This is a genomic window from Staphylococcus auricularis, from assembly GCF_001500315.1.
Classification (GTDB): Bacteria; Bacillota; Bacilli; order Staphylococcales; family Staphylococcaceae; genus Staphylococcus; species Staphylococcus auricularis.
Map to the genome: position 1 here is coordinate 1 of NZ_LLER01000043.1, position 314 is coordinate 314.

Annotated in this window: 1 rRNA gene; it reads right to left on the reverse strand. The window is 50.6% G+C overall.

Features of this window, described 5'->3' with window-relative positions:
- Nucleotides 1–314, reverse strand: a 16S ribosomal RNA gene (locus APS80_RS10415); the annotation flags it as partial.

The window sequence follows — 314 nt, forward strand, 5'->3', positions numbered from 1 at the left end:
CCCCTAACACTTAGCACTCATCGTTTACGGCGTGGACTACCAGGGTATCTAATCCTGTTTGATCCCCACGCTTTCGCACATCAGCGTCAGTTACAGACCAGAAAGTCGCCTTCGCCACTGGTGTTCCTCCATATCTCTGCGCATTTCACCGCTACACATGGAATTCCACTTTCCTCTTCTGCACTCAAGTTTTTCAGTTTCCAATGACCCTCCACGGTTGAGCCGTGGGCTTTCACATCAGACTTAAAAAACCGCCTACGCGCGCTTTACGCCCAATAATTCCGGATAACGCTTGCCACCTACGTATTACCGCG